The sequence below is a fragment of the Streptomyces wuyuanensis genome (assembly GCF_900103455.1).
In the GTDB taxonomy this organism is placed as follows: Bacteria; Actinomycetota; Actinomycetes; order Streptomycetales; family Streptomycetaceae; genus Streptomyces; species Streptomyces wuyuanensis.
In genome coordinates, this window is the sequence record NZ_FNHI01000013.1 from 182,638 (window position 1) to 206,770 (window position 24,133).

The 24,133-nt window shown below is 72.7% G+C and carries 25 protein-coding genes; 6 read left to right on the plus strand and 19 right to left on the minus strand.

All coding sequences use genetic code 11. The features are described from left to right. The first annotated feature begins 119 nt into the window (after positions 1-119). The 4 genes from BLT82_RS20410 (at position 120) to BLT82_RS20425 (ending at position 3,298) form a co-directional block, all read left to right on the plus strand. The gene (locus tag BLT82_RS20410; protein WP_093656847.1) at positions 120-1,106 is read left to right on the plus strand and encodes a metal ABC transporter substrate-binding protein; all 987 of its coding nucleotides are present in this window, start codon (positions 120-122) and stop codon (positions 1,104-1,106) included. 38 nt (positions 1,107-1,144) lie between these two features. Further along, positions 1,145-1,915: a metal ABC transporter ATP-binding protein gene (locus tag BLT82_RS20415; RefSeq protein ID WP_093656849.1), complete on the plus strand. Its 771-nt coding sequence runs from the start codon at positions 1,145-1,147 to the stop codon at positions 1,913-1,915. Beyond that, a complete protein-coding gene (locus BLT82_RS20420) occupies positions 1,912-2,823 on the plus strand; it encodes a metal ABC transporter permease (RefSeq protein ID WP_208867994.1) in 912 nt (303 codons plus the stop codon). Before BLT82_RS20415 ends, BLT82_RS20420 begins: the two co-directional genes overlap by 4 nt. Positions 2,824-2,887: 64 nt before the next feature. After that, positions 2,888-3,298 (plus strand): Fur family transcriptional regulator, encoded by a 411-nt coding sequence (locus BLT82_RS20425; RefSeq protein WP_093656853.1) that lies wholly within the window; start codon positions 2,888-2,890, stop codon positions 3,296-3,298. Positions 3,299-3,411: 113 nt separating this feature from the next. Here the strand turns inward: BLT82_RS20425 and BLT82_RS20430 are convergent, their stop codons facing one another. From BLT82_RS20430 to leuA, 11 genes are all read right to left on the minus strand, one after another. Continuing rightward, entirely contained in the window at positions 3,412-4,251 is an 840-nt protein-coding gene (locus tag BLT82_RS20430) for an isoprenyl transferase (protein ID WP_093656855.1), read from the minus strand. 11 nt (positions 4,252-4,262) lie between these two features. After that, the gene (gene recO, locus BLT82_RS20435) at positions 4,263-5,024 is read right to left on the minus strand and encodes a DNA repair protein RecO (RefSeq protein WP_093656857.1); all 762 of its coding nucleotides are present in this window, start codon (positions 5,022-5,024) and stop codon (positions 4,263-4,265) included. Between the two features lie 158 nt (positions 5,025-5,182). Beyond that, a complete protein-coding gene (locus BLT82_RS20440) occupies positions 5,183-5,515 on the minus strand; it encodes an ArsR/SmtB family transcription factor (RefSeq protein ID WP_093656858.1) in 333 nt (110 codons plus the stop codon). Between the two features lie 147 nt (positions 5,516-5,662). Beyond that, positions 5,663-6,037 (minus strand): hypothetical protein, encoded by a 375-nt coding sequence (locus BLT82_RS20445; RefSeq protein WP_093656859.1) that lies wholly within the window; start codon positions 6,035-6,037, stop codon positions 5,663-5,665. Positions 6,038-6,291: 254 nt separating this feature from the next. Further along, positions 6,292-6,513: a hypothetical protein gene (locus BLT82_RS20450; protein WP_093656861.1), complete on the minus strand. Its 222-nt coding sequence runs from the start codon at positions 6,511-6,513 to the stop codon at positions 6,292-6,294. Further along, positions 6,510-6,716 (minus strand): hypothetical protein, encoded by a 207-nt coding sequence (locus tag BLT82_RS20455; RefSeq protein WP_093656863.1) that lies wholly within the window; start codon positions 6,714-6,716, stop codon positions 6,510-6,512. The genes BLT82_RS20450 and BLT82_RS20455 overlap by 4 nt, the downstream gene beginning before the upstream one ends. Before the next feature lie 550 nt (positions 6,717-7,266). After that, the gene (locus tag BLT82_RS20460) at positions 7,267-8,703 is read right to left on the minus strand and encodes a hypothetical protein (protein WP_093656865.1); all 1,437 of its coding nucleotides are present in this window, start codon (positions 8,701-8,703) and stop codon (positions 7,267-7,269) included. A 194-nt stretch (positions 8,704-8,897) separates the two neighbouring features. Then, positions 8,898-11,321, minus strand: a complete 2,424-nt coding sequence (locus BLT82_RS20465; RefSeq protein WP_244292055.1) for a tetratricopeptide repeat protein — start codon at positions 11,319-11,321, stop codon at positions 8,898-8,900. Positions 11,322-11,407: 86 nt separating this feature from the next. Continuing rightward, a complete protein-coding gene (gene bla / locus BLT82_RS20470; RefSeq protein ID WP_093656979.1) occupies positions 11,408-12,382 on the minus strand; it encodes a class A beta-lactamase in 975 nt (324 codons plus the stop codon). 483 nt (positions 12,383-12,865) lie between these two features. Further along, complete coding sequence (locus BLT82_RS20475) at positions 12,866-13,585, minus strand: TerB family tellurite resistance protein (protein ID WP_093656867.1); 720 nt, start codon at positions 13,583-13,585, stop codon at positions 12,866-12,868. Positions 13,586-13,744: 159 nt separating this feature from the next. Further along, on the minus strand, positions 13,745-15,508 hold the full coding sequence (gene leuA / locus BLT82_RS20480) for a 2-isopropylmalate synthase (protein WP_093656869.1): 1,764 nt from the start codon (positions 15,506-15,508) through the stop codon (positions 13,745-13,747). 323 nt (positions 15,509-15,831) lie between these two features. Between leuA and BLT82_RS20485 the strand changes: the two genes are divergently transcribed. Together BLT82_RS20485 and BLT82_RS20490 are read left to right on the plus strand one after the other, a co-directional pair. Continuing rightward, positions 15,832-16,884 carry a M4 family metallopeptidase gene (locus tag BLT82_RS20485; RefSeq protein WP_093656871.1) on the plus strand — a complete coding sequence of 351 codons (1,053 nt, stop codon included), beginning with the start codon at positions 15,832-15,834 and terminating at the stop codon, positions 16,882-16,884. 25 nt (positions 16,885-16,909) lie between these two features. After that, positions 16,910-17,176, plus strand: coding sequence for a protealysin inhibitor emfourin (locus BLT82_RS20490; RefSeq protein ID WP_093656873.1), 267 nt, complete (start codon positions 16,910-16,912; stop codon positions 17,174-17,176). A 129-nt stretch (positions 17,177-17,305) separates the two neighbouring features. Here BLT82_RS20490 and era read toward each other — a convergent pair whose 3' ends face one another. From era to ybeY, 8 genes are all read right to left on the minus strand, one after another. Continuing rightward, on the minus strand, positions 17,306-18,253 hold the full coding sequence (gene era / locus BLT82_RS20495; protein WP_093656981.1) for a GTPase Era: 948 nt from the start codon (positions 18,251-18,253) through the stop codon (positions 17,306-17,308). Positions 18,254-18,506: 253 nt separating this feature from the next. Further along, positions 18,507-19,469: a DUF916 domain-containing protein gene (locus BLT82_RS20500; RefSeq protein ID WP_093656875.1), complete on the minus strand. Its 963-nt coding sequence runs from the start codon at positions 19,467-19,469 to the stop codon at positions 18,507-18,509. A 61-nt stretch (positions 19,470-19,530) separates the two neighbouring features. Beyond that, positions 19,531-20,868, minus strand: a complete 1,338-nt coding sequence (locus BLT82_RS20505) for a WxL domain-containing protein (protein WP_208867990.1) — start codon at positions 20,866-20,868, stop codon at positions 19,531-19,533. A 325-nt stretch (positions 20,869-21,193) separates the two neighbouring features. Then, entirely contained in the window at positions 21,194-21,556 is a 363-nt protein-coding gene (locus BLT82_RS20510; protein ID WP_093656879.1) for a hypothetical protein, read from the minus strand. A 1-nt stretch (position 21,557) separates the two neighbouring features. Continuing rightward, positions 21,558-21,911, minus strand: coding sequence for a cytidine/deoxycytidylate deaminase family protein (locus BLT82_RS20515; RefSeq protein ID WP_093656881.1), 354 nt, complete (start codon positions 21,909-21,911; stop codon positions 21,558-21,560). Positions 21,912-22,001: 90 nt separating this feature from the next. Further along, positions 22,002-22,355 (minus strand): MmcQ/YjbR family DNA-binding protein, encoded by a 354-nt coding sequence (locus BLT82_RS20520; RefSeq protein ID WP_093656983.1) that lies wholly within the window; start codon positions 22,353-22,355, stop codon positions 22,002-22,004. 8 nt (positions 22,356-22,363) lie between these two features. Further along, on the minus strand, positions 22,364-23,632 hold the full coding sequence (locus tag BLT82_RS20525) for a hemolysin family protein (RefSeq protein ID WP_093656883.1): 1,269 nt from the start codon (positions 23,630-23,632) through the stop codon (positions 22,364-22,366). After that, positions 23,629-24,126, minus strand: a complete 498-nt coding sequence (ybeY, locus tag BLT82_RS20530; RefSeq protein WP_093656985.1) for an rRNA maturation RNase YbeY — start codon at positions 24,124-24,126, stop codon at positions 23,629-23,631. Before ybeY ends, BLT82_RS20525 begins: the two co-directional genes overlap by 4 nt. Positions 24,127-24,133: the final 7 nt, after the last annotated feature.

Below are 24,133 nucleotides of genomic sequence, written 5' to 3' on the forward strand. Positions count from 1 at the left end.
GTCGCGGCGGTGGGGGCGGGCGGGCATAGGCGGAGGGCCTGCGTTGTTGGTGGGCGTCGGGTGATCGGAAGCCATGATTCAATTGACAATCGTTTCCATCTTTGTTGAAAATGAGTGTCATGAACGTACGACGCCTCATATCGACCACCGCTGTCGCGGGAGCGACCGCGCTGGGCCTTGTCAGCCTCTCGGCCTGCTCGGGTACGTCCGCGGCCGGCGGTGACAAGGGCGGCGGCAAGCTGGACGTGGTGGCGTCGTTCTACCCGATGCAGTTTCTGGCCGAGCAGATCGGCGGTGACCGTGTCGAGGTCACGACGCTGACGAAGCCGGGCGTGGAGCCGCATGACCTGGAGCTGAAGCCCAGGCAGGCGTCCGAGCTCCGCGGGGCCGACTACATCCTGTACCTCAAGGGCGTTCAGCCCGCCGTGGACGAGGCGATCGCGCAGTCCGGTGTCGAGCACACCGTCGACGCCGGGACCCTCACCACGATGGAGAGCCACGGCACCGACGTCGGGCACGACCACGGCCACGAGGGTGAGGAGCACGAGGGCGGCCACGAGGGCGGGGAGCACGGCGCCGAGGGCGGTGCCGATCCGCACGTCTGGCTGGACCCGGTGAAGTACGCCGAGGTCGCGAAGGGTGTCGGGGACTCGATGGCGAAGGCCGACCCGGCCCATGCCGCGGACTACCGGAAGAACACCGAGACGCTGGTCGGCAAGCTGAAGTCGCTGGACGCGCGGTTCGCCGCCGGGCTGAAGAACGGCACCACCAAGACCTTCATCACCACCCACTCCGCCTTCGGCTACCTCGCCGAGCGCTACGGCCTGGACCAGCACGGCATCGCGGGGATCGACCCGGAGTCGGAGCCGAGTCCGGCCCGGATCAAGGAGCTCCAGGCGGTGGCGAAGCAGGAGAAGGTGTCCACGGTCTTCTTCGAGACGCTGGCCAGTGACCGTACGGCGAGGACGCTCGCGAAGGACACGGGGCTGCGGACGGACGTGCTGGACCCGCTGGAGGGCATCACGGACCGGTCCAGGGGTGACGACTACCTGTCGGTGATGGAGTCGAACCTCGCCGCGCTGCAGAAGGCGCTCGGCGCGAAGTGACAGACGTTTCGGCAGGAGCAGCATCGGAGGCGCAGCCCATGGAGTCCGTCGCAGAGCCCGTCATATCCGTCCGCGGGGCCCGGGCCACGTTGGGCTCCCGGCCCGTGCTGCGTGGTGTCGACCTCACCGTGGGGCGCGGTGAGGTCGTCGCGCTGCTCGGGGCGAACGGCTCGGGGAAGTCGACGGCCGTGCGGTCGGTGATCGGCCAGGTGCCGCTCACGGGCGGTTCGGTGTCCTTGTTCGGTACGGAGCTGCGCCGTTTCCGTGCGTGGTCGCGGGTGGGTTATGTGCCGCAGCGCACGACCGCGACGAGCGGGGTGCCGGCGACGGTCCGCGAGGTGGTGGCGTCGGGGCGGCTGTCGCGTACGCGGCTGGGGTGGCCGTCGCGGGGCGACCGTGCGGCGGTGCGGCGGGCGATCGAGCTGGTCGGGCTCGCCGACCGGTCGAGGGATTCGGTGAGCGCGCTGTCGGGCGGGCAGCATCAGCGGGTGCTGATCGCCCGTGCGCTGGCGGCCGAGCCCGAACTGCTCATCATGGACGAGCCGATGGCGGGTGTGGACCTCGCCAGTCAGGAGATCCTCGCCGGGACGCTGCGGGAGCAGGTGGCGGCGGGGACGACGGTGCTGCTGGTGCTCCATGAGCTGGGCCCGCTGGAGCCGTTGATCGACCGCGCGGTGGTGCTGCGGGACGGTTGCGTCGTCCATGACGGGCCGCCTCCGCGTGCCGTAGGCCAGCATGCGCTGCCCGGCCATGACCATGTACATCCGCATGCGGCCGACGAGCCGCTCCGCACGGGACTGCTGAGCTGATCATGGAATTCCTCCAGGACCCCTTCATGCAGCGGGCGCTGCTGGCCGCCGTGCTGGTGGGCGTGACGGCACCTGCCGTGGGCATCCATCTGGTGCAGCGCCGACAGGCGCTGATGGGCGACGGCATCGGCCATGTGGCGTTGACCGGTGTCGGTCTCGGCTTCCTGCTCTCGACGAATCCGGTGTGGATGGCGACGCTGGTCGCGGTGGTCGGGTCGGTGGCGATGGAGCTGATCCGGGCTTACGGGCGGACCCGTGGTGACATCGCGCTGGCGATGCTGTTCTACGGCGGTATGGCGGGTGGTGTGATGCTGATGAACCTCAGCGGCACCGGGTCGAACGCCAATCTCACGTCGTATCTGTTCGGTTCGCTGTCCACGGTGTCGGACGAGGACGTCGTCGCGATCTGTCTGCTGGCGGGCTTCGTGTTGCTGGTGACGGTGGGGCTGCGGCGTCAGCTGTTCGCGATCAGCCAGGACGAGGAGTTCGCCCGGGTCACGGGTCTGCCGGTGCGGGCCCTGAATCTGCTGGTGGCGGTGACGGCCGCGGTGACGGTGACGGTCGCGATGCGGGTCGTCGGGCTGCTGCTGGTGAGCGCGCTGATGGTGGTGCCGGTGGCGGCGGCGCAGCAGGTCACTCGCTCGTTCGCGGTGACGTTCGTGGTGGCGGTGGCGATCGGGGTGGCGGTGACGCTGGCCGGTACGGTCACCACGTACTACCAGGACGTGCCGCCGGGCGCGACGATCGTGCTGCTGGCGATCGCGGTGTTCGTGCTGTTCACGGCGCTGGCGACGCCGTTGGCGCGGCGGCGGTCGAGGGCGGTCGAGGCGGCGGCCGGGGCCGCGGGGACGGAGTGCGACGTGGACGTTCCGGCGACCCGCCGTCCGGCGGGTGACGCCGCGGTCTGACCGGCGCTCGTGGCGGGCCTGGCAGAATGGCCGTCGAGGAGCGGCGGAACGTAAGGAGGTACCTGTGGCGACGGCTGGACCCCCCGTGCGCGGCCGGTCGACCCGTCAGCGGGCCGCGGTCGCGGCGGCGCTGGACGAGGTGGACGAGTTCCGCAGTGCGCAGGAGCTGCACGACATGCTCAAGCACCGCGGCGATTCGGTCGGCCTGACGACGGTCTACCGGACGCTGCAGTCGCTCGCCGACGCCGGCGAGGTCGATGTGCTGCGCACGAGCGACGGTGAGTCGGTGTACCGGCGTTGTGCGTCGGGTGAGCACCACCACCATCTGGTGTGCCGGGTGTGCGGCAAGGCGGTCGAGGTCGAGGGCCCGGCGGTGGAGCAGTGGGCGGAGACGATCGCGGCGCAGCACGGCTATGTGAACGTGGCGCACACGGTGGAGATCTTCGGTACGTGCGCGGAGTGCGCGAAGAAGTGACCCCGCCCCCCGTGGCCAAGGGGTTGTGTCGGGGTGTGTGAGGGGCCCGCACCGATTGCTGCCGGTGCGGGCCCTTTCGTCGTGGGGTGCCGGCGGGTGCGGGCCCGGGCCGGCTACGCCTTGTCGAGTTCCTTCTCGATCCTGGCGAGTTCCTCGTTCGGGACGGCTCCGCCGAAGCGGCGGTCGCGCTGGGCGTACTCGAGGCAGGCGCGCCACAGGTCGCGGCGGTCGAAGTCGGGCCACAGCACGTCCTGGAAGACCATTTCGGCGTAACTGCTCTGCCAGATGAGGTAGTTGGAGGTGCGTTGCTCGCCGCTGGGGCGGAGGAAGAGGTCGACGTCCGGCATGTCCGGGTAGTACAGGTACTTCTGGAACGTCTTCTCGTTGACCTTGGAGGGGTCGAGCCGGCCGGCGGCGACGTCCTCGGCGATCTTCTTCGCGGCGTCGGCGATCTCGGCGCGCCCGCCGTAGTTGACGCAGAAGTACAGCGTCATGGCGTCGTTGGTCTTGGTCTGTTCCTGGGCGACCTGGAGTTCCTGGACGACGGACTTCCACATCTTGGGCATGCGGCCGACCCAGCGGATGCGGATGCCGAGCTCGTCCATCTCGTCGCGGCGGCGGCGGATCACGTCGCGGTTGAAGTTCATCAGGAAGCGCACCTCCTCCGGGGAGCGCTTCCAGTTCTCGGTGGAGAAGGCGTAGAGGGACAGGTTCTTGACGCCCATCTCCAGGCAGCCCTTGAGCACGTCGAGGACGACGCCCTCGCCGACCTTGTGGCCCTCGGTGCGCGGCAGTCCGCGTTCCTTGGCCCAGCGCCCGTTCCCGTCCATGACGACGGCGACGTGGTTCGGCACGAGCTCGCCCGGGATCCTCGGCGGTCGCGCTCCGGACGGGTGCGGCTCGGGGACCTTGTACTCGCGGCGGGAACGTCCCAGGATTCCGCGTCGTGCCATGGGGGTCACACTCACTTCTTCTCGACGTGCTTCTCTACGTACCGCAGCGAGCGCAGGCCGCGCTCCAGGTGCCAGTGCAGATAGGCGGACACGAGTCCGCTGCCCTCCCTGACGTGGCGTTCCTCGCACGCCTCCGCCGAGTCCCAGTCTCCGGTCAGCAGCGCGCTGAGCAGGCCGATCGCCTCAGCAGAGGGTACGACGCTGCCGGGGACACGGCAGTCGGCGCATATGACCCCGCCCGCGGCGACGGAGAAGAACCGGTTGGGGCCTGGCATGCCGCATCTCGCGCAGGCGGAGAACGACGGCGCGTAGCCGTTGACGGCGAGGGAGCGCAGCAGGAACGCGTCGAGGACGAGGTGCGGCGGGTGCTCGCCGCGGGCGAGGGTGCGGAGCCCGCCGACCAGCAGCAGGTACTGCTGTACGGACGGCTCGCCCTCGTGGTCGGTGAACCGTTCCGCGGTCTCCAGCATGGCGGTGCCGGACGTGTAGCGGGCGTAGTCGGTGACGATGCCGCTGCCGTACGGAGCGATCGTCTCGCTCTGGGTGCACAGCGGCAGGCCGCGGCCGACGAGGTCGCTGCCGCGGGCGAAGAACTGCACGTCGACGTGCGAGAACGGTTCGAGGCGCGCGCCGAACTTCGACTTGGTGCGGCGTACTCCGCGGGCGACGGCGCGGACCCGCCCGTGTCCGCGGGTGAGGATCGTGATGATGCGGTCCGCTTCACCCAGCTTCTGGGTGCGCAGCACGATGCCGTCGTCGCGGAACAGGGTCATGGGGTCATTGTCTCGTACCGGCCGGGCGGCACCGGGGCGGGTTCGGCAGGACCGCCCCGGGACCGTTCCCGGGGATCGCCGGGACCGTTCCCGGGGACCGCCGGGTCGTTTCCGGGGGACCTCCCCGGGACCGTTTCCGGGGGTCGCCGGGGCCGGTCTCACACGTCGGCCTGGCGGAGTTCCTCGAGGAGTTCGTTCTGTCCGACGAGGAGTTCGGTGAGGATGCGGCGGGCCGCGCGGAGCAGTTCCGCGACGTCGCCGCCGGCGAGGGCGTAGCTGACGGTGGAACCGTCGCGTATCGACACGACGATGCCCGAGCGGCGCAGCACGGCCAGTTGCTGGGAGAGGTTGGACGGTTCGATCTCGATCGCCGTGAGCAGGTCGCGCACCGGCACCGGACCGTTCTGCAGCAGCTCCAGCACCCGGATGCGGACGGGATGCCCGAGCATGCGGAAGAACTCCGCCTTGGCCTGGTACAGCGGCACCTGCATGTGATCGCTCCCGGTGACTCGTCGGTTACGGGCTGATCCTCCCGCCTCCGGGTGCCCCCCTCCCAGAGGGTTGATCCCATCGGGATCTGGCGAATTGAAGACATTTTCAATTCGTGGGCAGCCGGAGACGAGGGGATCGTCACGGCGCTACAGCTCGAGATCCGCCTCGATGCGCTTCAGTTGGTGGCGGGCCATGGCCAGGTTGGCGTTGGCCTTGTCGAGGACGAGATAGAGGAAGAGGCCGTTGCCCCCGCGGCCCTTGAGCAACCGGATGAGGTGGTACTGGGTGCCGAGGGTGATCAGGATGTCGTCGATGTCGTCGGTGAGACCGAGGTGTTCCATGGTGCGGGTCTTGGCGCGGATCACGTCCGTGTTGCCGGCCGCCGCCACCGACAGGTCGAGGTCCTTGCCGCCTCCCAGGGTGCCCAGAGCCATCCCGCTGGTGTAGTCCACGAGCGCCACCCCCAGCGCCCCCTCGATCGACGTCATGGACTCTTTCAGGGAGGTCTCCACATTGGCCATCGCTGCGCTCACTCCTCATCAGTGCGTGCTGTCGGATGCCGGTCCAGGCGCGGACGGACCCGCCGCTCGGCCGACATGTGACGAGGAGGCTACCCACGGTGAAGGGTTCGTGGAGGAGTATCGGCGGAATATGCCAACAGCAGGCCGGAAAGAGACCCCCGGTCCATAGGATGCAGGGTTCCCGCTCGGGCGCCCGGGTCGCGCGGGGCCGCCGCGGACGTTCGGCGCAGGGGGCTCGGCCGGGTCCGGCGGGGCTACGGGACCTCGCCGCGGCTGCGGGCGTTCGCGTAGGCGGTCGCCGCGCTGAGGCGTTCCGCGGCGGTGGCGAGGCGCAGTTCCCCGAGGGCGCAGTCCCATTCGCGCCCGCCGCCGAACGGCGCGAGGCGGACGTACGGGCCGCCGAGGCCGAGCACCCGCCCGACGCGGCCGGTGCCCGAGTCGACGACGTACGCCCCCACGGGTGGCGGTGATGTCATCGGCCCGTCTCCTCCGCCGGCAGCGCCGCGGCCATCAGCCGCGCGGTGTCGACACTGCAGCGGCCCAGCTCGACGAGAACACCTTGCTCGTCCCCGGTGTACGACAGGGGGTCGACGCCCAGCGAGGGCAGTGTCACGCCGGCGCGGGCGAGCGCGCCCCGCAGCTCCGCCACTGCCGCTTCGGCGTCGCGGAGACGGTCCATTTCCGCCACGGCTCTCCTCTCCTCCTGCATCCCGATGCCTTTCCTCTTTCCCATCTCGAGTGTGAGGACACGGACGTGGAATCGGCAGACAAACGCGCACCGCAACTCCACGGCTGCACAAAGGAGTTAATCCATGGCCAACACAGGTACCGGGGTGAGGGGTCATGGCCACGGCAGCACTGCCTGCGAGTTGTTCGGCCTGAGCCGAGTCGGGAACACCGGGTCGCGGGTGCGGAGCAAGGAGGGCCGGCGCGTCGGGTATTTCGTGTCCGGGGCCGGGACGGGCCCATTCGAACAGGTTATTCGGAAGCCCCGGATGGGTGCCGCGGCGCGGAATGGTTCTTCGCGCCCGTCACCGGATTCGGGATTCTGCTGTGCGAATGGCCGAGCGCGGGGGCGGTGGCCGTGAGCCGCACCCGGGTGCGCCACGGGCGCGTGTCGGCCCGGGGTGCGGTCGGCCCGGGGTGCGGTCGGGGCCGGGGTGCGGTCGGGGCCGGGAGCGCCCACGGTCCCGGGCCGGGCGGGCCCGGGACCGTGGGCGCGGGGCGGGTCAGGCCGCCAGAGCGCCCTTGCCGTTCGCGAGCGGCCATTCGCGGTGGAGGCTGCCCAGCGGGATCCGGTGCTGGAGGATCGGCGTGCCGAAGATCGCCAGCTGGAGCTGGAGGTTCCCGCTCAGGTCGAAGCCGCCGTGGAGTGCCCAGGTGCCGGTGAGCGACGCGGTGCCGTCCGTGGCGGCGTCGGCGCGGGCCTCGGCCTCGGCGCGCAGGTAGGGGGCGAAGTCGGCGGTGAGGCCGACCATGCCGTACAGGCCGACGGACGCCTCGGCGCCGAGTGTGGCCTTGGCCTGGCCCGCGGCGGTGACCGTGGTGCGGACGGGGGTGCTCTTGACGTCGGAGGTGCTGACCGGGGTCCAGCCGTTGCCGGGGGCGTAGGTGCCGCCGACGCGGAAGTCGCCCTGTACGTCCTGCCGGACGTCGAGGGTGATGCGGCCGTCGGCCTCGACCTGGAGGTAGCAGGTGAGGTCGAGGTTGACGACGACGGGGACGGGGCCGACCTGGATCACCGGGTCGGCGTGGAGCTTGGCGAAGGGGATGCGCTGGGTGGCCTTCGCAGAGGCGCGGCCCTTGAGGGCCCACTGGGCGGTCCAGTCGCCGGTCATGCCGAGGAACGCCGAGCCGGGGGCGGGGCGGCCGGACTGGCCGTTGGCGCTGCCGTCGTAGGAGAACTCGACCTGCGGGGCGAGCTGTACGAAGCCGGAGAGCGAGGCGGCGGCGGAGACGGGGGCGTCGTCCGCGGTGGCCAGGGCGGCGCCGACGTCGAGGCGCAGGCTGCCGAGGGGCAGCTTGCTGCCGCTGGGGCCGAAGGTGGCGCCGCCGGTGCGCGCCCAGGAGACCTTGACGCCTTCGACGAGGGGTTCGACGTCGACGGTGGAGGGGTCGACGGGGACCTGTCCCTCGGCCTTGTCGTCGGCGAGGAGGGTGCTGAGGGTGGTGGGTGCGGTGCGGACCTCGGTGCCCCGGTCGGTGGTGCCGAGGACCTCGGTGACCTCGGCGAGGAGGCCGTCGGGGGCGCCGGGCGCGGGGGCGCTGGCGATGACGTCGCCGGTCTTGACGGGGGCGGCCGCGGTCGGGCTGCCGGTGGGACGGGCGGTCGGGCTGCCGGAGCCGGGCGGGTTCGTGTCGCGGGGCGGGGCGGCTATGACGGCGCGTCGGGTGCGTTTGTCGTAGGCGGCGACCTTCAGCGTGCTCTCGGCCGCGTCGGTGGTGCCCTTGGTGGTGCGGCGGGCGACGGCGGTCGGGGTGGCTTCGCCCTGGGGAGCGGCTTCGACGTCGAGTTGCTCGGTCGCGTCGCCCGCCGCGGCGGTTGCGGCGGGGGTGGGCCCGGCCTCGGGGCGGTCGGAGCTGTCGGGTCCGGTCGAGCATCCGCTCGCGGCGAGCGCGAGGGCGGTCAGCGCGGGGACCAGGAGTCTCCTGGTGGCATGGCGCACGGGGGTGTCCTCCGGCGGTGGAACGGTGAGGGGGGTGGTTGCCGCGACCCGCACTTACCGGCGAGTAACAGCGGGGGAATCATGGCATGCACACACGCCGCTCTCACAATCCCGGTGCACCCAACACCCGTAACCCCGGAGGTGGTTGAGCGCTGGATCAACGGCCGGCGGGTCCGCGGGTACAACCACCGGGCTCAGAAGCCGAGTTTGCGGCGGACCTCCGCCTCCCCGGCGTGGTCGCCCAGCAGCCGGTGGGCGGCCGCGGCCCTGCGGTACTCCTCGTCGGCGCCCAACTGGTCGCCCTGCACCTGGAGGTTGTCGCCCACCGCCTCCGCGGCCGCCGCGATCCCCGCGCCGAGGCCGGCGCGTTCGAAGGCGGCCAGCGCGGCGCGGTGCAGCACGACGCCCGCGCCGTACGCGCCGCGTTGCTCCTCCAGCCGCCCCAGCTCGCGCAGGGTCCAGCCCTCCCCCGCCGTGAGACCGCCGCGGCGGTAGAGGGCGAGGGCGGAGTGCAGCTGACGCTCGGCGGGCACGAACCCGCCGGCCTGGGCGTAGGCCGTGCCGAGATGGCGCCGGGCGTCGGCGAGTCCCGCCGTGTCACCGGTGTGCCGGGCGAGCACGGGCAGCGCCTGCTCCAGGCAGTCGATCGCCTCGTCGGGACGGCCCCGGTCCAGGTGGAGGACGCCGAGGCCGCACAGCACCTCCGCCTCCCCCACCGTGTCGTTCGCCTCCCGGCAGCCCTCCAGGGCGGCACGCAGTTCCCGCAGGGCCTCCTCGTGGCGGCCGGCTCCGCGCAGGACGGCGCCCAGCAGCCGGCGGGTGGCGGTCCGCTCGGTGCGGGCGGCGGCGTGCCGCTGGAGGGCGGCCGCCATGCCCAGGTGGTCCACGGCCCGGTCGAGCTGTCCTTCGTGCGCGTACGCGGAGCCGAGCCCGCGCATGGCGTGTGCCGTCCAGCCCTGTTCGCCGGAGCGGCGGGCCGCGTCGAGGACGGCGGTCCACATGGCGATGCGAGGGGACTGCCCGGGCCGCCCGTCCAGCCACGCGTCGGCGGCGAGGGCGAGCCCGTGGGCCCGGTGGTGCAGTCCCTCGCGTACCGCGGCGCGGACGAGGTGCGGGACGGCGTGCTGTTCCGCGAGTCCCCACGCCCGGCTCCCGTGGCCGGAGGCGTCCTCGGTGTAGGCGATCAGGATCCGTTCGAGGACCGCCCGGCGGTCGGCGGGGGACGCCTCGTGGTCGAAGCGCTCCGCGGCGAGCAGCCGGACCAGGTCGTGCAGCCGGTACGCGTCGGGGCCCGCGGGACGGGCGAGTTGGGCGTCGGCGAGACGGTCGAGGCCGCTTCGGATCCCGGCAGGGTCCTGCGCCGCGGCCGCGGCGGCGATCCGCACGGTGACACGGGCCGCCGGGCAGGCGCCGAGGCCGCGCAGCAGCGCCCGGTCGTCGGCGCGGAGTGCGGCGTAGGCCGCCTCGAAGGCGCCGCGGACGGCGAGGTCGCCGAGGCGCAGCTGGTGGAGCCGGTCGCGTTCGGCGGCGAGACGGCCCGCGAGGGCCGGTATCCGCCCGTTGGGCCGGGATCGCGTCGCGCCGGCCGCGACCCGGACGGCCAGCGGCAGCAGCCCGCAGGCGTGGACGACGGCCCGCGCGTGGTCGGCCTCGGCGGCGGGGCCGGGGACGGCCTCCACCCGGCCGGCCTCGGCGGCAGGGCGGGGGACGGCCTCCACCCGGCCGGCCTCGGCGGCAGGGCGGGCGGGCCCGGCGACGGCGGCGAGGAGGGCGAGCGCGTCGGGTTCGGTGAGCGGGGTGAGCGGGACCGGCGTGGCCTCGGGCAGCTCCCGGAGCGGGTCACGGCTGGTGATCAGGGTCAGGCAGTGCTCGCCGGCCGGCAGCAGGGCGCGCGCCTGCGCGGCGTCCGCGGCGTCGTCGAGGAGCAGCAGGATCCGCCGGCCCGCGGTGCGGCCGCGGAAGCGCGCGGCCAGGGTGTCGCTCGTGCCCGACCGCTCCTCGGCGGGAGCACCGAGGGCGGCGAGGAGCACGGCCAGTACGGCGGCGGGCGCCGACGGTTCGCCGCGCCCGCCGCCGAGGTCCGCGTACAACCGTCCGTCGGGGTACAGGGGCCGCAGCTCGTGGGCGAGACGGACGGCGAGCGCCGACTTGCCGGTGCCGGGCGCGCCGGTCACGGCGATGGCACGGTGGCCGATGCGGACCAGACGCAGGACCGCGTCCGTCTCGATGGCACGTCCGGTGAAGTGGTCGGCGGGGGCGGGGAGTCCGGCCGGATCCGTCGGGACGGGGGCGAGGGCGGCTGCCGTGGGCGGCGGCGCCGCCGGACGTCGCCGGGTGCGTGCCCGGCGGACGGCGGCGTACGCGGCGCCTGCCGCCACGGCGGCCATGAGCGGCCAGACGAACGGGGCGAGTGGGAGGAGCGGGGCGAGGACCGGGGGGAGAGTGCCGCAGGCCGCCGTGTGCAGGGCCAGGGCGAGCGGGACCGACAGCAGCGCCGATCCCGTGGCCAGCACGGCAGTGGCATGAGTGCGCAGCACGGTCCCCCCGTCCCGGTTCCGGTTCCCCGTCCCGTCCTGTCCGGCGCCCTGGTCCGTGCCCACGCCGTACGTGTTCGTCACATTCTGGCCCTCGCCGCTTCCGATGCGCCCGATCGGTGCGGGGATTTCGGGAATCGGCGCGCGGCCGGACCGCGGTCCCCGGGAACTCAGCCGAGTGCGTCGGCGAGCAGTTCGGCGGTGCGGGCGACGAGACGGTTGTCCCCGGCGTCGTCGGGACGCCGGCGGGTCGTCAGGACCGCGAGCACGACGGGGGTGCCGTCGGGCGTCCAGGCGATACCGACGTCGTTGTTGGTGCCGTAGTCGCCGGCGCCGGTCTTGTCCGCGAGGGCCCAGTCCTCGGGGAGTCCGGCGCGGAACCGTTCCGTGCTGGTGGTGTTGCCGAGCAGCCAGCCGGTCAGCCGCTGCCGGTCCGGGAGGGAGAGCGCGTCGCCGAGGACGAGGCGGGTGTACGTCTGTGCGATGTGGCGCGGGTCCGTGGTGTCCTCGGTGCGCCAGGGCTCGGCCGAGTTCAGCCGGGGCTCCCATCGGTCGAGCCGGGTGACGCCGTCGCCGACGGAGCGGCAGAAGCGGGTGACCGCGGTGGGGCCGCCGAGTTCGCGCAGAAGGAGGTTGGCCGCGGCGTTGTCGCTGTGGCGGATGGCGGCGTCGCAGAGTTCGGAGACGGTCATGCCGTTGGCGAGGTTCTCCGCGCGGCCGGTGATGACGGAGTAGCCCGACTCCTCGGTGTCCTTCGCGGTGTAGCGGATGCGCTCGGCGAGGAACTCGCCCTCCCGGTCGAGGTCCCTGAGCACGGCCGCGACGGCGAGCGTCTTGAACACCGAGCACATGGGGAAGAGTTCGCCGGCGCGGTGGGAGACGGTCCGGCCCGTCCTCATGTTGCGGGCGAAGACGCCGAGTCGGGCGGAGTGCGTCTGCTCGAGCTCGGTCAGGCTGCGGGAGATCGCGTCCGGCCGGGGCGTGCCGCCGCGGGCGGCGCCGCGCGGGCCGTCACCGGCGGGTGGTTCGTCGCCGCGCCGCGCCGAGGTCGCCACCGCGCTCGACGGCAGGCCCGCGGCCAGCGCGGCCCCCGCGCCGGCGGCCAGCAGTGTGCGACGGGTCCGGTGTGCTCGTGACGATTCCAAGGCCGTGCTTCCCTTCGTCTGCGGCCCCTGCGTACGGCCGCGGTGCCCGTGCGGCCGCGGCGAGTGTGCGACCACTGCTCCTTCGCCTGCCTGGGCCGCGCTGTCTGCGCCTGCCCTGCCGGTGCCTGCTCGCGCCCGCCTGCGGAGTCTCCCCCCTCTGCCCCGGTGTCTTCGGCTTTTGTGCGCGGGTGTTACCGCCCGCTCTCGGCCGGACCGCGGTGCCTCCGCCGTCCCACGTCCGGCGATCCCCGTCCGCGGCGATCACTCTTGAGGATGGCGCTGCGACCCGATCGGTTCCGTACGGCCGCTGCCGCGCCGGCCCGCTGCCCGGCGCCAGAAGGCCGATCCGCAGGCACGAGGACGCGTTGGACCCGCTCGCGGACGTCCTGTTTGCGGGGGCACCGGGAGCGGCGCCCGCGCCGGAGGCGCACACCCGGCGCAGAAGGGCGGGGGCGCTGACGGGCGGGCGCGATGGCCGGGCGGCTACGGGGACGGCGTGCGCGCAGCGGCGAGCAGGCGTGCCGTGTCGTCGGCGCACAGTTGCAGGGCGTTCCCGATCGTGGTCAGTACTTCCCGCTCGGCCGGGGTGTAGGGCCCGTCGGCGAGGGCGATGCCGGCGCCCTGCAGCAGGATCGATTCCCGCCCTGCCGGGGCCAGGTGCGGGGTGAGCGGTTCGAGCGCCTCGTGGAGTTCGATGGCGAGGGCCGCGCCGCAGGGTCCCGCGTCGGTGATGAAGCGGCCGGTGTCGGCGGCGAGTGCCTCCACCATGGCCGTCAGCTGGTCCTCGGTGCAGTCGCTGATCCCGGCGGCGCGGACCGTGGCGACCGCGGTCCGCCGGACCGTGCCCGAGGAGGTGCCGCCGGCGGCGAGGAGGGCGAGCGCGACCGTGTGCACGGCGTCGCGGAGCATCGCGGAGAAGCGGCCGGTGGTGGGGTGGTCCAGGGCTTCGGTGCCGAAGTGGCCGTGGCAGGCGGCGCATTCGACGACCGGCCCGGCGTGGCCGCGCGGGAGGACGGGGACGCCGAGGACGGTGAAGCGGCGGCGGCCGGTGCGGCGGCGGTAATTGCGGTCGCCTCCGCATTCGGGGCAGAAGAACTCGCCGTCACCGACGGTGCTCCACGACGTGCGCACCCCGAAGACACGAAGACCACGATGACCGTGGATGTGCGGTTTTCGGCCGCTCCGTCCGCGGGCTGGCAGCACGTCGCACCTCCGTGACCCTTCGGCAACATTGCCGCGTTGACGTGATGTTAGCCACATCGCGGAGGTGGCGTCAGTACCCGGGCGTCACATCGCCCGGACATGGCCGAACCCCGCCTCTGTGCAGAGGCGGGGTTCGGTGGCCGCGGGTGGCGGCGGGCGTCAGCGGGAGGCGCGGTTGACGGCCGAGACGACCGCCTTCAGCGAGGCGCGGGTGGTGTTGGCGTCGATGCCGATGCCCCACAGGACCTTTCCGTCGATGGCGCATTCGATGTACGAGGCGGCCTGCGCGGACGCGCCCTCGCTCATCGTGTGCTCCTGGTAGTCCAGGACGCGCGCGTCGACGCCGATCGTGTTCAGGGCGTCGATGAACGCGGAGATCGGGCCGTTGCCGCTACCGGTCAGCACCGTGTCGGCGCCGTCCACGACGGCCTCCACCGTCAGGGTGTCGGTGCCGTCGGTGTCGGAGGTGGTCTGGCCGGAACGCAGCTGGACGCGGCCCCACGGGTCGACGGGGTTGGGCAGGTACTCGTCCTGGAAGACGGACCAGATCTCCTTCGGCGTGACCTCGCCGCCCTCGGCGTCGGTCTTGGCCTGAATGATGCGGGAGAACTCGATCTGCATCCGGCGCGGCAGGTCCAGCTTGTGGTCGTTCTTCAGGACGTAGGCGATGCCGCCCTTGCCGGACTGCGAGTTGACGCGGATGACCGCCTCGTAGGAGCGGCCCACGTCCTTCGGGTCGATGGGCAGGTACGGGACGGCCCACTCGATGTCGTCGGTCGTCACGCCGCGGGCGGCCGCGTCGGCCTCCATCGCGTCGAAGCCCTTCTTGATGGCGTCCTGGTGGGAGCCGGAGAAGGCGGTGTAGACGAGGTCGCCCGCGTAGGGGTGGCGCGGGTGGATCTCCATCTGGTTGCAGTACTCGCTGGTGCGGCGGATCTCGTCGATCTGCGAGAAGTCGATCTGCGGGTCGACGCCCTGGGAGAACAGGTTCATGCCGAGGGTGACCAGGTCGACGTTGCCGGTGCGCTCGCCCTGGCCGAACAGGCAGCCCTCGATGCGGTCGGCGCCCGCCATGATCGCCAGCTCGGCGGCGGCGACGGCGGTGCCGCGGTCGTTGTGCGGGTGCACGGACAGGCAGACGTGCTCGCGCCGGGTCAGGTTGCGGGACATCCACTCGAAGCGGTCCGCGTGGGTGGAGGGCGTCGAGCGCTCGACGGTGGCGGGCAGGTTCAGGATGATCTCGCGGCCGGTGCCCGGCTGCCAGACGTCGCAGACCGCCTCGCAGACCTCCAGGGCGAAGTCCAGCTCGGTGTCGGTGAAGATCTCCGGGCTGTACTGGTAGCCGAAGACGGTCTCGTCGCCCAGCAGCTTCTCGGCGTACTCCATCACCAGCCGGGTGCCGTCGACGGCGATCTGCTTGATGTCGTCCTTGGAGCCGCGGAAGACGACGCGGCGGAACGTCGGAGCCGTCGCGTTGTAGAGGTGGACGGTGGCGCGCCTGGCGCCGACGATCGACTCGACGGTGCGCTCGATCAGGTCCTCGCGGGCCTGGGTCAGGACGGAGATCGTCACGTCGTCCGGGATCGCGCCCTCTTCGATGATCGAGCGTACGAAGGCGAAGTCCGTCTCGCCCGAGGAGGGGAAGCCGACCTCGATCTCCTTGTAGCCCAGGCGGACCAGCAGGTCGAACATCTCGCGCTTGCGGGCCGGCGACATCGGGTCGATCAGGGCCTGGTTGCCGTCCCGCAGGTCGGTGGACAGCCAGCGGGGGGCCTTGGTGATCCGCTTCTCGGGCCAGGTGCGGTCCGGGATGTCCACGGCCTCGTACCGGCCGTACTTGTGGACCGGCATACCGGAGGGCTTCTGGGTGTGCGTGGTGTTGGTGACCGGCGTGGGGCGGCCGTTCCACTGCGACTGTGACATTGCGTCGGGCTCCTCGGGGTCCTGCGGGCTGGGGGTCCTCCCACGCCCCGAGGGCGGTGGGAGAGGCCGACTGTCAACGCAGCACCAGACTCCGCGGGGAGGGGGTCGGCCTACGACTACAGGCCCTCGCCGCGGCAGCTAAGAAGAAGCAGCCCGAAACGCATGATGCGGACGAGCCTAGCTGAGCTTCGGCGTGGGCGCCGGTCCCGTTTCAGTATGCGGGACGACCGATCAGTAACGGGCAAAAGTGACAGATCACTACATTTCACTAATCGTCGTCGCATCCAGTGACAGCTGAATGGCGCAGTGCCACATTGCCAGACATGGACTCCTTCACGCCTGTCTTCTGCGGCATCGTGCCGCCGCACCTGCTCGACAAGCTCGCGCGTGCCGGTGACCCGGCCGTCGCCGCCGCGGCCCGCCGCACCCTGGTCGCGGACGCCGCGCACCGCACGGGCCGCCGGCTTACCACCGTCACCGGCGCCCCCGCCCCGGCCGATGAGGTCGTCCCCGGGCCGCAGCGCACGCTCTACGACGCGGGGAACACGACCGGGCTGCCCGGTACGAAGGTCCGGTCCGAGGGCGACGAGCCCGTCCAGGACGCCACGGTCAACCGCGCGTACGCCGGCCTCGGCGCGACGTTCGACCTGCTGATGACGGCGTACGGGCACGACTCGATCGACGGCGCCGGGCTGCCGCTGGACGCGACGGTCCACTACGACGAGGAGTACGGGAACGCCTTCTGGAACGGCGAGCAGATGGTGTTCGGCGACGGTGACGGCGAGATCTTCCTCGACTTCACCGGTCCGGTCGACGTCATCGCCCACGAGCTGGCGCACGGCTTCACCCAGTACTCGGCGAACTTCACCTACTTCGGCCAGCCCGGCGCGCTGAACGAGTCGGTGTCGGACGTGTTCGGCTCGCTGGTGAAGCAGTACACGCTCGACCAGAGCGCGGACCGGGCGGACTGGCTCATCGGTGCCGGGCTCCTCGCGCCTCGGGTCAGCGGCGTGGCGCTGCGGTCGATGAAGGCGCCGGGCACGGCGTACGACGACGACGTGCTCGGCAAGGACCCCCAGCCGGCGACGATGGCCGACTACGTCCGCACGGGCCGGGACAACGGCGGTGTCCACATCAACTCGGGCATCCCCAACCACGCCTTCTACCTGCTCGCCACCCAGCTGGGCGGCAAGGCCTGGGAGCGGGCCGGCCGGATCTGGTACGACACGATGACCTCGGGAAGGCTCCAGGTCGACGCGTCGTTCGCCGACTTCGCCGCGGAGACGGTCGAGGCGGCCACCGCCCGCTACGGGAGGGGTGAGGAGCGCGAGGCCGTGGTGAAGGCGTGGTCCCAGGTCGGTGTGCCTGCCAACTGACCGGGATCCGTACTAGACAAGGGCCATGCGCATCCACGTACGACGCACCGGCGGGTTCGCCGGAATCGAGCGGGTCGCCGAGGTGGACACCTCCGGGCGGCCCGACGCCCGGGAGTGGCACGCCCTGGCCGAGCAGGCGATGGGCGACGGCCGGGACACTCCGCCGGTGGGGGTGCCGGACGGCTTCCAGTACCAGCTCACGGTCGACGGCACGACCGTGTACTGCGCGGACCCGCGGCTGTCCGAGGCGCAGCGTCAGCTGATCACCCGGGTGCTGAAGGAAGGCTCCTGAGGGCCGGAGCGGCGCCGGCGGCACGGACGGGGCCGCCACGTCCCGGCCTCGTGCCCGTGGGGCGGGCCGGGGCGCGGCCCTTCGGGGCCCCGTGACGCGCCGCCCGCCGGCGCTCCGGCCGGACGCCGGTCAGAAGCCCAGTCTGCGCAGCTGCTTGGGGTCCCGCTGCCAGTCCTTCGCGACCTTCACGTGCAGATCGAGGAAGACGGGGGTGCCGAGCAGCGCCTCGATGTGCTTGCGGGACTTGGTGCCGACCTCCTTGAGGCGGCTGCCCTTCGGGCCGATGATGATGCCCTTCTGGCTGGGGCGCTCGATGTAGACGTTGGCGTGGATGTCGAGCAGCGGCTTGTCCGCCGGGCGTCCCTCGCGGGGCAGCATCTCCTCGACCACGACGGCGATCGAGTGCGGCAGCTCGTCCCGTACGCCCTCCAGGGCCGCCTCCCGGATCAGCTCGGCGACCATGACCTGCTCGGGCTCGTCCGTGAGGTCGCCCTCCGGGTAGAGCGGCGGGCTCTCCGGGAGGAGCGGGACGAGGAGGTCGCCGAGCAGGGTGACCTGCTTGCCGCCGACGGCCGACACCGGGACGATCTCCGCCCACTCGAAGCCGAGCTCGCTGCCGAGGCGGTCGACGGCGACGAGCTGCTCGGCCAGGGTCTTGGAGTCGACCAGGTCGGTCTTGGTGACGATCGCGACCTTGGGGGTCTTCTTGATCCCGGCCAGTTCCTTGGCGATGAAGCGGTCGCCGGGACCGAGCTTCTGGTCGGCCGGCAGGCAGAAGCCGATCACGTCGACCTCGGCCCAGGTGGTGCGCACGACGTCGTTGAGCCGCTCGCCGAGCAGGGTGCGCGGCTTGTGCAGGCCGGGGGTGTCCACGAGCACGAGCTGGGCGTTCAGGTCGGGCCGGTGGACGATGCCGCGGACGGTGTGGCGGGTGGTCTGGGGCCGGTTGGAGGTGATGGCCACCTTCTGGCCCACCAGAGCGTTCGTGAGGGTGGACTTGCCCGCGTTGGGACGGCCGACGAAGCAGGCGAAGCCGGCGCGGTGCGGGGCCTCGGATCGGGGGGTGTGAACGCTCATGCGGGCCATTGTCCCCGATCCGCGGAGCGGTCACGTACCACGTGCCCGCCAACGGCGGGACGGACGCCCGCCGTACGAGGGGCCCGGGGCTCCGCCGCGGACGGCCCGGCCGGGCCCGGCGACCCCGGTGCGCACCGCCCGGCCGGTGGTACGGACGGCCGCCGCGCGAAGGGGCCGGGGCGTGACCGGGCGGGGCGGCGGCTTCCGCCCGGTCACGGCTCCCCACGTCCCTGCGCAGGGCCGGGCGGGCGCGTCAGCCCCCGCCCATGCGCCGGCGCCGTCTCCGGAGCCAGACCAGCGTCCCGGCCCCGGCCGCGGCCAGGACCGCGGCGGCCGTCCAGGGCACGGCGAGGAAGGACGCCGCGCCGGATCCGCGGGCGTCGCGTGCGCTCGCCGTCAGGGTCACCTCGCCCCAGTCGAGCTGCGGGGCTCCGGCCCAGTTCGCCGTGAGCCGGATCCGCTGCCGCGGCAGCAGTTCGCCCGGGACTCCGGTCAGGTCACGGGCCAGGAGGGTGCGGCCGAACAGTCCCTCGGCGCGGAGGGCCACCTTGGGGCTGAGCGTGACGTTGCCCCGGTTGTGCAGGGTGTACGAGATCAGGGCGCTGCTGTCGGCGGTGCCCGGCACGAGGGGCGCGTCCGTCGTGTAGCGCACGTCCTCGACGGAGAGCGCGGGCACGGACGGGCCGTTCACGCGGAGGTGGACACGGGCGCCGACCGCCCGCTGGATGCCGACGGCGACGGCTCCGCCGGGCCCCGCCGCGACGCGTTCGTCCAGCGCGACCAGCGCGCCGGGGTGGTCGCCCGGTTCGGCGTCCTCGGGGACGCTCAGGGTGTACGGGACGGTCACGGCGGAGCGGGCGCGCACGGTCAGCCGGGCGCGGTCCGGTTTCGCCCAGGCGCCGACGCCGCGCTGCCTCTCCTGACGGGTGCGGACGGCGAAGCCCCCGTCCCGTTCGGTGTTGTAGGCGTCCGCCGCGTACAGCACGAACGTCAGCGGGGCGGCGGTCTTGTTGGTCACGGTGACGCTGTCGGTGAGCGTCGTGCCGGGGTCGGCGGAGAGGTAGAAGTACGGGCGGCGGCCGAGGCCGGAGGCCGTGGGCTCGACGGACCACTCGCCGTTGTCCGCGGCGTGCGCGGCCGGGACGGCGCACAGCAGCGCGGCCAGCGCGAGGAGAGGTGCGAGCAGCGGCAGGAGGGGTGCGGGCAGTCTTCGCACGGGTGCGGGTCCCCCGGGTCGGGGCGGGCCGACCGGGTGCGCGCCCGGCCCGCCGTGGGTGTCAGGTGAGGGTGAGGGTCAGCACGCCCGAGTAGGCGCCGGGGGCGGTGAACGCCGGCACGTCCAGCGACACCTTGGCCCCGGCGGTGAACTCGCCGCCGGTGACCGCCCCGTTGGGGGTGGACGCCAGGGTGGCGCCGGCGGTGCCGACGGCGCCGGCGGAGCCCGCCGCGCAGGTACTGGGGCTGCCGGCCTTGGTGGCGCAGGCCGGGGTCCAGCTCAGCCGGCCGGCGTCGATCCTGCCGCCGGGGCCGGTGAAGTCGGTGACCTTTCCGGTCAGGGACCAGCCCGCGGGGCCGCCGCGGAAGTCCTTGACGGTCGCCGCGTGGAGGTCGCCGGTGGCGGCGCCGCCCTTGCCGAAGTCGACGGACGTCAGCTGGACGCTGTCACCGGCCTGGGTCATGGACAGGGTTCCGGCCGCGACCGCGGTGGTGAGCTTCTGGCTGTTCGCGGGTACGGGGGTGTCGTCGACGACGGTGTACGCGGCGGGGCCCGCTCCCTTGTCGTCGCTCCAGGCGGTGCCCTCGTAGGCGACGACTCCGGTGGTGGCCTTGTCGGCGACCGTGAGCTGCGCGGTGAAGGTGCCCGTCGCGCCGGCCTTCACGGTCGTTGTGTCGGCGGTCTCGGCCGCGCCGGCGCGGCCGGCGACGGTGATGTCCGCGAGCGGGGTGAACTTGGCGCCGGTGACGGTCACCGTGTCGCCGGGCTTGCCGGAGGCGGTGCCCAGCCGCACGGACCGTTCGTTGGCACCGGGCTGTTCGGTGGCGACGATCGTCTGCGAGACGGGCGCGGGCGGGTTCGTCACCGTGCAGGGGGTGTCCAGTTCCATGATGTAGCTGGTGTGGATGTTGTAGTCGCCCGGCGAGAGGGTGATCGAGCCGGGCGCGGTGACCGTGAACGTGCCGGTCATGGAGAACGCCGGGAACGGTGCCTTGCCGGGGACGGGTGGGTTCTTCCTGGGCCCGGCGACCGTGACGCTGCCGGGCTGGGCGCCTCCGAGGGTCACCTTGCCGGTGGGGGTCATGATGTCGGCGGGCAGTGCGAGGTCGACGGGGTTGCCGGCGGCGGGCTTGGTGACCGTGTAGGTGACGGTGACCGTGTCGCCCACCTTCGGCGTGGTGTTGTCGACGGTGATCTCGGCGCTGGTCGTGCCGTCGATGGGCGGGATGCCGGAGATCGGCGGTGGTACGCAGTGCGTCGGGAAGTCGACTGCCTGGGCCGCGTTCACCTGGGCCGCGGCGGAGGGCGCGAGGAACCCGCCGCCGGTGGCCACGAGCGCGCTCACCCCCAGCAGCGCCGCCCAGCGGCGTCTTCGTGGTGTGGATGGCAGGGATGCCATGTGCTTCCCCCTTCACTCGGCCTTCACTCGGTGGCCGTCATTGACGGGGTGGGGGAAAGAGAAGTCAATGGAATCGAAATGCACCGACTGATGACCCATCAGATCGTGTCAAGATCACAGGCCGCGCCTGCTCAAGATCGGCGTTTGCGCAGGTCAGTGCCAGTGTGGGAGAGAGCAGGCGAGCACGGCCCCGGACGGCGAGGGCGAGGTGACGGTCGTCGAACAGAGCCGCCCCACCGTGGCCCTTCGGCTCGCGCCCGCTGCGGGGGTGGAGCCGACGGGCCGGAGAGCGCCGTGGAGCCGGTGGGCCGGTGGGCCGCGGTCGTCAGGCGGGCGACGGGCCGTTCGCGCGGCGGCGGGCGAGCAGGGCCGCGGCGCCGACCGCGGCGTAGAGCAGGGCGAGGACGCCCAGCATCAGGTTCAGCAGGTCGACCGGGCCGCCCGCGACCAGGTGCGCCGCCGCGGGCACGCCGGCGGCGAAGCCGACGGTCAGCAGGACGACCGCCGCGGCCGCCCGCAGGGCGCGGCGGCGCCGGCCGGTGCTCAGCTCGGCGCCCGCCACCGCGGCGAGGAACAGCGGGAACGCGTCGGACCAGGCCAACGGTCCGGAGACCACGCCGTCGATCCCGTTGACGACGACACCGACGATGCCGACCGCCAGGACGACGCGTCCCCAGGTGCGGGACACGTCAGCCCGCTGTCACGGTCGCCCGGAGCAGGCCGTCGGGACCGGCGAGAAGCACCGGCGTCCCCGGGCCGCCGAGGTCCCGGACCGCGGCCCTGTCGGCGTCGGCGACCGTGTCGGTCTCGGCGACCACCGCCGCCGCCTCCAGGGACTTGGCGCCGCTGGCCACGGCCATCGCGACCGCCGTCCGAAGCGCGCTGAGCCGCAGGGACTCCAGCGCCACCGTGCCCGCGACGTAGGTCCGTCCGGTCTCGTCCCGCACCGCCGCACCCTCGGGTACGCCGTTGCGGGCGCGGGCGCTGCGCGCCAGGGTGATGATCTTGCGGTCTTCGGGATCGAGTCCGGAGCTGTCAGTCATGGGACGAGCATAGTTCGCGGCCCGGACCCGCCCGCCGGGCACCGGTGGCGGCCCCTCGGGGCCGAGGTGCCCGGCCCGGCGCGCACGGGCTCAGGGCCGGTCCAGACGGAGCCGCTCCGCCTTCGGCAGGCCGGCGACGACGAGGTCGTAGGAATCCTCGACGAGCTCCCGGACCGTGCGGGCCGGGAGCTCCGGCACGGTGACCGTGTTCCAGTGGCGCTTGTTGAGGTGGTAGCCGGGGACGATCGCCGGGTACTCCGCGCGCAGCCGGACGGCTTCGTCCGGATCGCACTTCAGCGACACCTTCAGCGGGTCGGCCGCCAGGTCGGACAGGGCGAACATCTTCCCGGCGACCTTGAAGACCGAGACCTCGGGCCCGAAGGGGAAGTCCTCCACCGCGGCGTTCTGCTCCAGGCAGAGCTCCTTCAGCCGGCGGGGCGTCAGCGGGCCGCTCACGCCGGCTCCACGAGCACGGTGACGATCTTGTTCCGCCGGCCGGCGGGGGACTCGGCGGTCAGCCGCAGGGCGCGGCCGTCCGGGAGTTCGACGTGGGCGCTGGCGCCGGCGATCGGGACCCGGCCGAGGGACTTGGCCAGCAGCCCGCCCACGGTCTCCACGTCCTCGTCGTCGTACGCGTCGAGGCCGAACAGCTCACCGAGGTCGCCGATGTCGAGCCGGGCGGTGACCCGGTAGCGCGAGTCGCCGAGCTCCTGCACGGGCGGCAGCTCCCGGTCGTACTCGTCGGTGATCTCGCCGACGATCTCCTCCAGGATGTCCTCGATGGTGACGATCCCGGCCGTGCCGCCGTACTCGTCGATGACGACGGCGACGTGGTTGCGCTCCTGCTGCATCTCTCGCAGCAGGTCGCCCGCGTTCTTGGTGTCGGGCACGAAGGCCGCCGGGCGCATCGCGGTGGAGACCAGCTCGGCCTCCGCGTCCCGGTTGATGTGCGTCTTGCGGACGAGGTCCTTCAGATACACGATCCCGACGATGTCGTCCTCGTTCTCCCCGGTGACCGGGATACGGGAGAAGCCGGAGCGCAGGGCCAGGGTGAGCGCCTGGCGGATGGTCTTGTAGCGCTCGATGGCGACGAGGTCGGTCCGCGGGACCATCACCTCCCGCACGAGGGTGTCGCCGAGCTCGAAGACGGAGTGCACCATCTTGCGCTCCTCGGCCTCGATCAGCGACTCCTGCTCCGCGAGGTCGACCATCGCGCGCAGCTCGGCCTCGCTGGCGAACGGGCCCTTGCGGAAGCCCTTGCCCGGGGTCAGCGCGTTGCCGATGAGGATCAGCAGCTGCGGGACGGGGCCCATGACGCGGGCCAGCGGCAGCAGGACGTACGCGGCGGCCGTCGCCGTGTTGAGCGGGTGCTGACGGCCGATGGTGCGCGGGGAGACGCCGACGGCGACGTACGAGACGAGAACCATCACGCCGATGGCGACGGCCAGGGCCTGCCAGGTCTCCGTGAACTCCTGCAGGCAGGCGTAGGTGACCAGCGCGCCGGCCGCCATCTCGCAGGCGACCCGCACCAGCAGGGCCACGTTGAGGTAGCGCGTGGGGTCGGAGGCGACCTGGACCAGCCGGTCCGCGCCGCGCCGCCCGGAGCGCAGCGCCTCGGCCGCACGGAAAGCGGAGACACGGGCGATGCCGGCCTCCGCGCAGGCGGCGAGCCAGGCGACGACGACCAGTGCGACGGCGCCGATGACGAGCTGGGCGCTCATGAGACGGTCGGCGCCGGGGACGGACCGGTCAGGCCCTTCTCAGCCCTCCAGCCGTCGACGATCGCCGCCTGCAGACCGAACATCTCGGCGCGCTCGTCGGCCTCCTCGTGGTCGTACCCGAGCAGGTGCAGCACACCGTGGACGGTGAGCAGCTGGAGCTCCTCGTCCATGGAGTGCCGGGTCGGCGCTTCCTCGCCCTGCTTCGTCGCCACCTCGGGGCAGAGCACGATGTCGCCGAGGAGCCCCTGCGGGGGCTCCTCGTCGTCCTTGACGGGCGGACGCAGCTCGTCCATGGGAAAGGACATGACATCCGTGGGGCCGGGCAGGTCCATCCACTGGATGTGCAGCTGCTCCATGGCCTCGGCGTCCACGACGATCACCGAGAGTTCGGAGAGCGGGTGGATGCGCATCCGCGCGAGCGCGTAGCGGGCGATGTCGAGGATCGCCTGCTCGTCGACCTCGGTTCCGGACTCGTTGTTGACGTCGATCGACATGGTGCTG